Source organism: Gimesia chilikensis (genome assembly GCF_008329715.1).
In the GTDB taxonomy this organism is placed as follows: Bacteria; Planctomycetota; Planctomycetia; order Planctomycetales; family Planctomycetaceae; genus Gimesia; species Gimesia chilikensis.
In genome coordinates, this window is record NZ_VTSR01000006.1 from 235,257 (window position 1) to 247,784 (window position 12,528).

Consider the following 12,528-nt stretch of genomic DNA (forward strand, 5'->3'; position numbering starts at 1 on the left):
GCCCCTGCTTTAAAATCATGACCTGAACATGCAGGTTCTGATCCCCTGCAGTCGCCATCCGCCAGAGGACTGAATTCTTAAGACACCCCTGACTGACTCATACACTAAAGATACCGAATACATGATCTCAAAATTGATTGATAATCTGTGGAGACCACGACGACGCCAGCACCATCGTCGGCTCAAAAAAACAACGGCTCCATTGGCAGCAACTGAGAAGCTGGAAGATCGAACCCTGCTCAGTGGCCAGGACCTGATCGCGTTTGGACAGGCTTTAGCTGCAGCGAATGTCACTCTGTATGGTGCAGTCTGGGATGCCGACACGACAGCACAAAAAGCGTTACTGGCTGATGGCGCGACTTATATTAATTTCGTCGACATTACAGACAACGAACGCAATCTGAATGGCAGTGCTGCTGACGTAGGGATCAGCGATGTTCAGAATCTGCGGCCCATCTGGAGACTGAACAACGGAACGTTAATCGAAGGCAGTTCCATTAACAGTCTGCAGGATCTGGCAACGGCAACTGGAATCGCGATCACGAATTCGGAAGGTCCTTATCTCAAAGACATTCCCACTCAAAATCTATTTGCCAATACCGGTCTGCATGTCGCCCTGGATGGATTTGATCCCGACGGCGGCCCATTGACGTACACAATAGAGAGCAGTAATCCGAATGTCTCCGCACGCTTACTGACTGGAAATCGCAGTTTGCGTATCAATGTCGCAGGCTATGGGGAGATGATTTTTGAACTGTTCGAGGGGCGAGCTTCCCGCGCTACCGACCGGATTATTCAACTGGCCCAGGAAGGCTTTTACGATGGTGTCAGCTTCCACCGGATCATCAATGATGCCATCATTCAGGGGGGAGATCCCACTGGAACCGGCGCTGGCGGTTCTACCTATGGTTCATTTGACGATCAGTTTCATCCCGAGTTACAACACGTGCAATCCGGCCTGCTTTCGATGGCCAAAGCACAGGACGACACCAATAACTCCCAGTTCTTCATCACGGATCGCCCGCTTCGCAGACTCGACTATCAACACACTATTTTCGGTTTCCTGACCGAAGGCGACGATGTTCGCAATGCCATCAACGATGTGAAAGTGGTCAACACGGACGATCCGTTTTTTAATATCACCATGGACAGCGTGGAAGTCTTTTCTGACTTTGAAAATGCCACGCTCTTTTTAAATGCTGCCGAAGGTTATAGCGGTTCATCCACGATCACGGTGACCGTCACTGATCAGGATGGAAATCAGCAGCAGCGACAGTTCCAGGTCAATGTGACACCTGATACGATTGACCCTCCCTACCAGGACCCGGTCACCGACAACATTATTTTTGATGCTTCAGATGCCAATCCTTACCTGGCAGATATTCCTACTCTGCAAGTCAGGGCCGGAGAATCCATTCAGTATCAGTTGCAGGCCATCGACGTCGATGCGACGGCTCCCAACAACGGGGTCCCAGTCTATATGAATCAGGATCTCCTTTCTGATTATGGTCTGTACATTCCGGTTACGGCCCCTGCGGGACTGATTAATACTATTGACCTGAACAACCAGGGAATCCTGACGATCAGTCCCAACGCCGGACTGGCACCAGGCATCTACCAGTTAACCGTGGCAGTCGGATTTCAGACCAGTGCGATTGACTACCAGGTCGTGACGGTCGTAGTGACCGAGCCACCTGTTGCCAACAACGATTTTGTCGCCCTGCAGGGAGACACACCCGCTACGTTCGATATCTTCGCGAATGATACAGACAGTGATGGCACCATCGATGAACAATCCGCGGAAATCATCTCTCAGCCCACACATGGTACTGTTACGCTGGTGCAGGTCGGCGAAGATGACTACGAAATTCAGTACACCGCTGACGGCTCTGGTTACATGGGTCTCGACTCCTTTACCTATCGAGTCGCAGACAACCTGGGCGCCTACTCGAATGTCGCTACCGTACAGTTTTCGATTGCCCCCGAGGGAGTGATTCTGGTCACCAATCTGACCGATACTTCTCCGAATAACCGGGTGACTTTACGCAGAGCGATTCAGGCAGCCAATTCAGACACGAGCATCGGCGCCGCCCCCGCGGGGAATGGCGCAGACATCATCATGTTCGACCCTGCTCTGTTTAATGGCACTGCGAAAACACTGATTATTTCTCAAGACCTTGAGATCACAGACTCGCTCACCATCATCGCTCCCACTTCCGCAGAAGGGTCTCCGCTACTCACCATCGACGCATATCAGAATGATCGGCACTTCCTGATCGATGACGGTCTGGAAAGCGATCTTGTAGTGAGACTGGAAAACCTGAAACTGACCAAGGGTAATCTCGGCGATAACGGGGCATCAATCTTTAACGCCGAAAACCTGGTGATCACCAACAGCGAAATCACGAACAACCAGAGTACATCCGGATTGGGTGGTGCCATCTACAATACGGGACATCTGGAAGTCTACGACACTCTGTTCCAGACCAACAGCTCCCTCTATTCGTCCGGAGGGGCGATTGTCAGCCAGTCTGGTACCGTAATTTTAAATGGCAGTACGATAAACCAGAATACCGCCGAGGGATTTGGAGGCGGTATTTACGCCATCAATTCCGATGTCACTCTGAATAACAGCACGCTATCGACGAATGTCAGCGCAAGCGGTGGGGGAGGCGGCCTCTATCAGAACGGTGGTACTCTGACGATCAACGGATCACTCATCACCGACAACACCACTGGAGCTGCTACCGATGGTGCGGGGCTCTACCTCTTCGATCTCACAACCACAATTACCGACTCCACCTTTTACTTGAACCGCAGCTCTGGTTCCGGTGCCGCCATCAGACAGTCAGACGGATCGCTGACCGTTCGCAACAGCACGTTTTACGACAACTCGGCACTGTTTGGGGACGGGGGAGCAATCTCATCAGGAGCCCTGACGACATTGCTGGTCAACACAACCCTGTCCGGGAATACAGCCAGCAGCAGCGGTGGGGGCATCTACTTCTCCAATCCGGTTGATTTTGACAGTGCCATTATCAGCAACAGTACCATTGCGAATAATACTGCAAACCAGGATGGAGGCGGGCTCTTTTCCTCGTTCGATGTGATTACGCTGAACAACACAATCGTTGCCGACAACTCTGCTTCCAGTTCAGGCGATGACATCAGTGGCTACGTGAACGGGTCTTACAGCCTGGTGGAATCAACGTCCGGATTTACCAATCAAGGATCGAATTTTATCACCGGCCAGGACCCCGAACTGCTTCCCCTCGCCGATAACGGTGGTTCCACTCTGACTCATGCATTGACAACAACCAGTGTCGCCATCGATGCTGGTAATCCCACTTTTGATCCCAGTACTTTTTCTCCTGAACTGACTCTGGACCAGCGCGGCTCTGCTCGTGTTGCCGATGGTAATAACGATACAATCAGCCGCGTTGATATCGGAGCCTATGAGGCAGAATCGGTTCTCGCTTCTGCAGATTTGACCGTGAAATGGAAAGCCACCAGTACTGGTAGCGAAGGGCAAGTCGGCTCCCTGCCAGCAAACGTGGATTTTCTGGACGAGTTCAGTCCAGTCATCGTCGAGATCTGGGTCAGCATTACCAATTCTACTCAAAATGGCGTTGCATCAGCTGCCGTAGACTTCAGCTTTGATGCGACTTATCTGACAGTAGAATCAATCGTATATGGTGCCGGATTTACTCAAAACCAGACCGGGGCCATCGACAACGAAAACGGGACCATCACCGACCTGGGGGCTTCCAGCGAATTGTCTGCTTTCGGAGCAGAAACGCTTGTACTGCTGGCGCGTGTGAACCTGTCAGTCAAGCCGATCGACCTCAACGCTGACGGTCAGTACATGCAGCCTGTGGGCAATGTGAACTTTGAGATTTCGAACAGTGTCATTAACTCTGCTGTCGGAACCGCAATGGTGACGGAAGGTGCAGCGGTGAATCTGACTCTGGTCCCAGCGCTTTACGACCTGAATGACAGTGGTAAGATTGATTTTGGAGACCTGCTTCTATTCGTTTCTGTCTACAATAAAACCACCGGTGCTCAAGGAGCGGACGCCACCTGGGCCTCCGACTTTGATCGTTCCGGTAAAGTCGATTTCAAAGACCTCACCCTGCTGGCTGCCAATTACAACAAGGTAAAAGGGGGCAGCAGTTCCTTTGTGTATCCGACCAACTTCAGTGAAGTCTGGCAACAAAACAACCTGGTCACCGCAATCATCAATTCAGAAAATGACAACACGCAACCATTGACCAGTGAAGAGGCCGCGCCGGTCCTGGAAGCTGCGAAACAACAGGTCGCCGCCAGCTCTGATGAGATTACCATTGAACAGCTCAGTGACGTCAAACTGGAAATAGTCGAACTGCCTGGAAACCAGCTGGCCAAAGCTGACTCTTCCACCAATACAATCTATCTGGATGTTAACGCCGCAGGCTGGGGCTGGTTCGTCGACAGCACGCCATTCTCGAATAGCGAGTTCGATGCCACCGAAGATCCCCGAATCTTCACAGCAGGCCTCCTGAGTGATGCCAGTGGTCAGATTGACCTGCTGACCGTTCTGTTGCATGAACTCAGCCACCTGCTGGGATATGAACACAACTCTGACACCCCTCTCATGGAACCAGCTCTGGAAACAGGCGAACGCAGACTGCTGGATTACGGGGACTCAGAAGCCACCGATGAGTTTTTCGGAAGTTATCTGGATCCGGAATTCGGGGGGATTAACTAATGTTCCCTTCCGTGATTCGTGGAACCTGTTTTTTTAAGAGGAATCTACCTTGTTAACGGTGAGAAATCGTAAGTTCAGACGTCTAGAAGATAATGGTTCTGCGCGGTACGTTCGTCAAAACCTGAATCAACGGCTGCTTTTCGGTCGATCTTTTTTATCTTTTACTTGACATACGTAGTTTTGCTGCTGCACAATCGGTGGTAACTTTGCCCATTTTAACACTTAATCGTCGGTGTTGGCTTGGGAAAACATGTGATGGGAAGCGGGCCCAGGCTCAGCCATCAGGAATAACGGAAACACTTAATTCGTTTTGCAACAAAGAGTTAAGCAACCTCTTCAAGATAAGCGACTCGCTGAAAACAGCTGACCTGTTTTGGCATGATATGGAAAGATGCAAATGATGTTTATGAGAACTAAACGTCGTCACCAGCCTGGTCGAATTGGTTCATTTCTTCAACGTTTACGTAGAGGTCGTGCTCGACGTTTGAAGAATCTACGACTGAACGCAACAGTCCACTCCTATTCGACCGTAGAAAATCTGGAAGACAGAACACTCCTGTCGGCTGTTAATTCACTCATCGATCCTAACGTCTATGATTCGCCCGCCGATTTCAATCCTGATGACTACGGTACTGGAATCAGCAACTCACCCAACCGGGGTTTAACCAACCAGACACAGTCGCAACAGCGATCACAGGCCACCGTTTCTGAAGAAGACAAGCAGAAACACGAGAATGACCTGGGCCAGGTAGACTCCCCCAGCAATCCCTCTCAGTTTTCTGTCAATGAAGGCGAGAGTATCGGCACGACAGGGATCAATGATGATATTGGTTCAGCCCAGCTGATTTCTGGACTGGGAACAGGCATGGATGACGAGTTTGATGCTGACGTCACCGGCTACCTTTCCAACGCAACCGCAAGTACATTCCTGTTTCCCTTTGCCGAAGATGATGGTTCCATTACGCTGGCGAATGATCTGGGAATCGTCTCCGGAGAACAGGTGACAATTCAAAATGCCCAGTTGGGCAACGGGCCGCACGGTAGTGCGGGAACCGGAACGGGTGACTTCGACTTCTACCTGGTCAGTGGCGTCCAGGCAGGGGAACGAATCTCGGTCTCTGTTCGTGACTCCACTCAGTTCTTCAACCTGGACCCGATCGTCGCGATCTACTCCAGTTCGGGATTCCAGGTTGCATATGATGACGATGGTGGTACATCCTTAGACAGTTTGCTGGAATACACGGCAACACTCGATGGTGATTACTACATCATGGTCTCCAGTTTCTACACCGGTACTCCGAATGATCCATTCGATGAAACCAGTGGAAATGGTGCAGGAACCAACGCGCGGGCCGAAGGGGCTTACGACCTCACAGTCGGCCTGAACGTACAGGATGTGGATTACTATGCCGTTGAACTGGAAGCAGGCGACATTCTGGGAGCAAATGTGACAGGCGCAGGCCAGACGCTTGCCATGTATGGCCCCAGCGGCGGTTTGATTCAGCAGTCGTCTTTCTACCTGTCAGACATTTACCCAGCCAACACACCACTGCCCGGTGATGGTAACGCTGCAGCTTCCTTTGTTGCTCCAGTTGCCGGAACTTATTACGTGGGAGTAACGGGAGATGTCGGACTCTATGACCTCCAGTTACGCGTTTTCCGTCCCGAACTGGAAACCCAGATGGTGGGTGCCATCCAGACGCTGTACATCGACTTTGATGGGGCAGACGTTGATCCTTCCATCTTTGACAGCTTCCAGACTTCACGCACTGCCACCATGTCCCCCTTGAGCTCCTTCCTGGGTAACTGGGGGTTGACAGCTGCCGATGAAGAGGCCGTCATCCGGGCCATTCTGGCAACCGTTGAAGAAAACTTTGCCGATCTGGGACTGGCCAACAACGGTGATTTCGCCACGACCATGAATCCCGGTGATTACGGTATTCAGATTTTGAACAGTTTCGATAATCCAGGTCTCGACGAAACCAACACCCCGAACCTCAGCCGCGTGATTGTCGGGGGAACGATTAACGAACTGGGCATCGGTACCATCGGTATCGCTGAGTCGATCGATGTTGGTAACTTTGACACTACTGAATCGGCTGTGGTGCTCCTGGACCTGCTCAGCAGCACCAACGCGGCAGATCCCAACTCGTTGAACAATATCGTCCGCAACTTCGGTTCCAGCATGATCGATCTGATCGGAGTCGCTGTCGGAAATATCGTGACTCATGAAGCCGGCCACTTCTTTGGTCTGTGGCACACCTTGAATTTTGTTGCTCCGTCACAAATCATCGACCAGGGTGGCAATCTCGCTAACACAATTGGACTTGGCAACGACAATATCTTCGGCACTGGTGACGATATCGATGTCGATTTCAATGTCGGTCCGCTGAATGATTTCCTGGGAACCCAGGACAGCCCCAACACACTGGCCTTTGGCCTGTCTACAGGAGCGTTCTACGGTATTGATTACGGCGATGCTCCTGCCCCCTACCCCACACTGGAAGCAGACGATGGTGCTCGCCATGACCTCGCAGGCGGCTTAACACTGGGAGCATCAATCGATTTCGAAGCTGATGGACTTCCCAGCCTGGATGCTTCCGGTGACGGTGCAGACGATGATGGCGTGGTCTTCCTCGATCCCAATGGAAATATCACCAACGGTATTTCCATCAGCGATAACATTGCTACTGTCGAAGTAACCGTCAATGGCGCTGGTTACCTCCAGGGCTGGATCGACTTCAATGGAAACGGTGCCTGGGAAGCCAGCGAACAGATCTTCACAGATGAGTTCCTCACCGCAGGTACACACCAGTTGTCCTTCAGTGTCCCTCAGGGAGTGGGCGATTTCGTGATCGGCGAAACATTCGCACGCTTCCGCTTCAGTACACAGACTGGACTGGGTGTAACCGGTTATGCTCCTGATGGGGAAGTTGAAGACTACCGACTCGAACTGACGGCTTCCCGTTACGGAACGATCGTCTTTGATAACGCTACCTACGACTCAGGTGATCTGATCACAATTACTGTCACCGATGGCGATCTGCTGGGAGCAGGTACAGTCGATGTGACTGTGACATCATCCGGCGGTGACCAGGAAACCGTCACTTTGACAGAAGTCGGTTTCGGAACCTTCACAGGCACGATCAACTCTTCACCGGGCACACTGGTTGTCGGTGATGGCATTCTGCAGGTCGTCTTTGGGGAAACAATCACCGCGGCCTATGCTGACGCTGACACCGGAGAAGGTCAACCGGGTAACTACCTGGGTGACTTCGTCAACACCAACCTGAACAGTCCGCGTGACCTGGTATTCGGACCCGATGGCGATCTCTACGTCAGTAACGGCTTTGAAGGCTCTGACGGTTCTGATCACACAGTCGAGCGGTTCGATGGTCAGACAGGTGCCTCTCTGGGCTCCTTCGTGATCCCCGGCTCGGGTGGCATCGACGTTCCCAACGGCCTGGTATTCGGACCCGATGGAAACCTGTATGTCGCCAGTTCAGATACAGGACAGATTCTGCGATACGACGGCCAGACCGGTTCGATTATCGGCTCAGGTGTCTTCGCTTCCGGTGGTGGACTGGTTCAACCCCGCTTCATTACCTTCGGTCCTGGTACCACGCCTGGTATCCCCGACCTCTATGTTGCGGACACAGGCTTCCTGCGTGATCGAATTTTACGCTATGACGGTCTGACGGGCGCATTCATCGAAGAATATGTTGCCCGTAGTGAAGGTGGCATGGGCAAACCCTACGGCATGGCCTTCGACAGTAGCGGAAATCTGTATGTCGCCAGCTTCAATACCAATGAGATCCTGAAGTTCGATTCCAATGGTGATCCAGTTCCTGGCGGCCCATTCATTGCTGCTGGAACAGGTGGTCTCGCCAATCCACGCGGGATTACAATCGGTCCGGACGGACTCCTGTATGTCGCCAATGGTGCCACCGAAAGTATTCTGCGATTTGATCCCAACACGGGTGCATTCGTTGATAACTACACCTTCAACGCCACCATCCAGTTGCCCTACGGTCTTACCTTCGGTCCGGATGACAACCTGTATGTTGTTGACACTGACCTGGGTAGAGTCCTGAAATTTGCAGGTCCCTTCGGTACCTCAACAGCCCGTGTGATTACAGACACGGCTCTGATTGTTGCCAGCAACGGCGTTGATTACGGTGATGCTCCTGCATCATTCCCGGTTCTCGATGCCGAAAATGGTGCCAAGCATGCAATCAATAACTACACGAACCTCTATCTCGGTGCAGGCGTCACTGCCGAAGCCGATGGACAGGAATCCGCGACAGCGAGCCTGGACACTGATGACGGCATCCTGCTCAACCCGATTATCGCCGGTGACACTTCCACAACAATCACCATCATCTCGTCTGGAACAGGCTTTATGGATGCCTGGATCGACTTCAATGGTGATGGCGACTGGAACGATCCCGGTGAGCAGATTCTCTCCAGCCAGGCTGTGGTTGCCGGTGCTAATTCTGTTTCCATTGCAGTCCCTCTGGGTGTGACTGTCGGTGAAGTTGCAGCCCGCTTCCGCTTAAGTTCGGCTGGTGGATTATCTACAACTGGTGCTGCAGCAGACGGGGAAGTCGAAGACTACCTGGTCACTGTTGTGCCGCAAGGTTTCACCGGTCTGCTGCCCGATCCGAACCGACCTGGCAAATCAGCCCTGTTCATCACCGGGACACAGGCGAATGACATCATTCTGCTCTCGCAGACCTACCAGACCAATATCGTTCAGGTTCGCCTGAATGGCGTCAACCTGGGTGAGTTCGCTCCTACGGGTGGCGTTTATGTCTGGGGCCTGGGCGGAGATGACCAGATTATCGCCGACGACACCTTCTACAACCGCGAATCAATGTTCTTCGGCGGACTGGGTAACGACTACCTCGTCGGCGGCTGGGGCAACGACGTCCTGGTCGGAGGTGCAGGTAACGATACCATTGAAGGTGGCCCTGACGGCTTTGACATTCTGATTGGTGGTCTTGGTTCTGACTTTGTCCGTGGACATAACGAAGCTCTCTACACCGACTATGGTCAGAATGGTGACATCCTGATTGGTGGAGCAACGGTCTATGACAACGGCCTGGCACAGCTGTTTGCGATCTATCAGGAATGGATCTCTGCCGATCCATTTGGCGACCGGGTTGCCAGCATCAGTACTCGCGTTGATAACGCATCCCTGGGCGTAAATAACGTTCGCCTGGATGATACGACTGTCTTTGACGACGGCGAACTGGACCAGCTCTACGGTGCCGTGGCCCGTGGTGATGACTGGTTCCTGCTTGATCTCGGTTACGATATCAACAACGCCGGTGCTCACGATGTCCGGCAGTAAACCAACTACCCCACGTTAACCGCACAGCCCCTGAGAAATTCATTTTTCAGGGGCTGTGTTTTATTAATTCTGACAGTTTGATCTACCAGCGTTCTACCGGACCGTTGGGGGTTTTGACCAAAGCGGTGGGAACAGAGGACTCGCGTTCTCCGTGACGCGCACGGATCTGATTGACAATCTCCTGAAACTCATCCGCAGATTCCAGTCGACGCAGACGGTCTTCCAGATCTTCCGGAATTCCGAGGCGGGCACCATACCAGGCGGCAAACTTCCGTATCAGCTGGCAGCCATAGTTGTCATAATGATCGATCATCAGACGGAAATGATGCTCGAGGAATGCGATCTGTTCCTCACGGTTCGGTTCTTCGACAGGCTGATCTCCTTTGAGTGTCATCTCAATCTTGCGAAAGATCCAGGGATCCATCATCGCACCCCGGCCAATTGAGACGGCTTCACAACCCGTTTCTTCACGCATACGGAAAGCATCTTCGACCGTACAGACATCTCCGTTGCCAATCACCGGAATCTCCTGTACCGCTTCCACCGTCTGTCGGATGCCCTCCAGATCGACACTGCCGCCAAATCCCTGATTACGGGTCCGCCCATGAATCGTAATCGCAGCGACGCCCGCCTGCTCAAATTCCCTCGCCAGTAACGGCGCGGTGATCGAATCCCGGTCCCAGCCCAGCCGCATCTTAACGGTAACTGGCAGCGAAACCGCATCGACGACGTCCGCCACCATCTGACAGGCTTTTTCCGGGGAGCACATGATCCGTGCCCCACCGCCACTGCCGTTGATTTTCGCCATGGGACAGCCCATATTCAGGTCAACGGCTTCATAGCCGGCTGTTTCCAGCCAGCGGGCGGCTTTGACGAGTTCTTCAGTCACTCCACCAAAGATCTGTACTGTTAAAGGACGATCAGCTGAGGATGTTTTGAGTAGAGTCTTAGATTTCCGGCTGCCAGCGAGCAGATGCGAAGCCAGCACGAGATCGGTCGTACATAGTCCTACACCTCCGAGACGACGTAAAGCGACACGAAAGGCGTGCTGTGTATATCCGGCCAGAGGCGAGAGAAAATAGCGGGAACTCAGCGTACGATTACCGATCCGGATTTTGGGAGATTCGACAGTACTCCACTTGATCAGAGACATAAGATTTGACGTTTTCTTTCCAATGCGTTTCAGCGGACTAACGGCAACAGGTTTTCCAGAGGCAATCCTACTACATTGGTCAGGCTGCCTTCAATTCGCTTTACAAAGATACTGCCTGCCCCCTGAACCGCGTAGCCCCCTGCCTTACCTCGGGATTCTCCCGTTGAAAGGTACCAGTCCAGATGCTTGAGTACATACGCACGCTCGTGAAACGTAACCAGCGTCTCACAAAATTCGCTCTGGATGCCTGTAGAGGAACGTATACAAAGCCCGGTAATCACCCGATGCGTCTTGCCTGCAAAATCGTTTACAAACCAGTCCCGTACTGCCTGCTCCCAGCCGGAACCGGTTGGGGGCTGGCCCAGAACTACAAAATGCCCCGGTTGTCGCTCTGCAATAACAATGGTATCCGAAGTTAACAATAGAACCTGACGCAGGTCCCCGTTGCACGACTGTGCGAACACGTCTTCATTCTTATCCAGGCAGATCTCAGCCAGCCGTTCTTTAATCGAAGCCAGGTCGTGCAGTCCTTCAAACCCCGCCTCCTCAGGATTGAGCGGAGGGACCACTTCGATCGCCGCCTCAGGCACCAGTTGCATCAGCAGCTCTCTGCGTCGAGGAGAACGGGAGCCCAAAATCCATTTCTGAAATTGCATGTCCTGCCTGTCTTCAAATTCGAGACCAGAAAAACGCACTGATAATGGTTACAACGATGCCCAGAATTCCCAGCATCACCCACCAGGAAGGGCGATCGCTCAGCGGATGCGTGTTGGGTGTCAGATACTCACCACAGATCGGACATGCAACGGCATCTTCATAGACGTCTGCGCCACAATTGCTGCACTCAATGGTCTCTGACTCCCACTCTTCCTCGTACCCATCATCGGGACCATATTCGTCAGCATCGTATTCGGAATCCCAGTCATCATACATTTGAGTTTATCATCCTCTCAGCCTCCAACGATTGCAAATGACTATAATGTACAGTGCAATTTGACCTTTTATCTATTACTAACGGAATAGGGGCTGCAATACTCATTTTTTTGAGAATTAACAAAACTTATGCGTTGGATTGTGTGACTCAGTGGTATAGAAACACGGAAGTGTTATTTACTAACTGAAACCAGGCGAACTATGCCGTCTCTTTCAGTTCATGCATCGAACATTACTGATGCACCAGCCTGGATAAAGCTCGTCTGAGCCAAGCCTTCCCCAAGCACACCTCCGTGTGCACCCCGATTTGTTTTCATCATTTTATTATTCTAGCTACTG

The 12,528-nt window shown here is 52.2% G+C and carries 5 protein-coding genes; 2 read left to right on the forward strand and 3 right to left on the reverse strand.

Translation table 11 applies throughout. From position 1 onward, the window contains the following. The first annotated feature begins 121 nt into the window (after positions 1 to 121). Complete coding sequence (locus tag FYZ48_RS08110) at positions 122 to 4,747, forward strand: peptidylprolyl isomerase (protein WP_149339213.1); 4,626 nt, start codon at positions 122 to 124, stop codon at positions 4,745 to 4,747. A 484-nt stretch (positions 4,748 to 5,231) separates the two neighbouring features. After that, the gene (locus FYZ48_RS08115) at positions 5,232 to 10,103 is read left to right on the forward strand and encodes a GEVED domain-containing protein (protein ID WP_149339215.1); all 4,872 of its coding nucleotides are present in this window, start codon (positions 5,232 to 5,234) and stop codon (positions 10,101 to 10,103) included. Between the two features lie 82 nt (positions 10,104 to 10,185). On the opposite strand, the gene FYZ48_RS08120 is transcribed toward FYZ48_RS08115, so the two are convergent. Genes FYZ48_RS08120 through FYZ48_RS08130 form a run of 3 tightly spaced genes read right to left on the reverse strand, consistent with a single transcriptional unit; the run spans position 10,186 to position 12,189 of the window. Then, entirely contained in the window at positions 10,186 to 11,256 is a 1,071-nt protein-coding gene (locus tag FYZ48_RS08120) for a tRNA dihydrouridine synthase (protein WP_149339217.1), read from the reverse strand. A gap of 29 nt (positions 11,257 to 11,285) precedes the next feature. Continuing rightward, positions 11,286 to 11,912 carry a Maf family protein gene (locus tag FYZ48_RS08125; protein WP_149339219.1) on the reverse strand — a complete coding sequence of 209 codons (627 nt, stop codon included), beginning with the start codon at positions 11,910 to 11,912 and terminating at the stop codon, positions 11,286 to 11,288. Between the two features lie 13 nt (positions 11,913 to 11,925). Next, positions 11,926 to 12,189: a zinc ribbon domain-containing protein gene (locus FYZ48_RS08130; RefSeq protein WP_149339221.1), complete on the reverse strand. Its 264-nt coding sequence runs from the start codon at positions 12,187 to 12,189 to the stop codon at positions 11,926 to 11,928. Positions 12,190 to 12,528: the final 339 nt, after the last annotated feature.

What these genes read in the sequence shown, in the direction of transcription:
- FYZ48_RS08110 (WP_149339213.1), top strand. Translation starts at nt 122, where the DNA reads ATGATCTCAAAATTGATTGATAATCTGTGGAGACCACGACGACGCCAG.
- FYZ48_RS08120 (WP_149339217.1), bottom strand. Translation starts at nt 11,256, where the DNA reads ATGTCTCTGATCAAGTGGAGTACTGTCGAATCTCCCAAAATCCGGATC.
- FYZ48_RS08125 (WP_149339219.1), bottom strand. Translation starts at nt 11,912, where the DNA reads ATGCAATTTCAGAAATGGATTTTGGGCTCCCGTTCTCCTCGACGCAGA.
- FYZ48_RS08130 (WP_149339221.1), bottom strand. Translation starts at nt 12,189, where the DNA reads ATGTATGATGACTGGGATTCCGAATACGATGCTGACGAATATGGTCCC.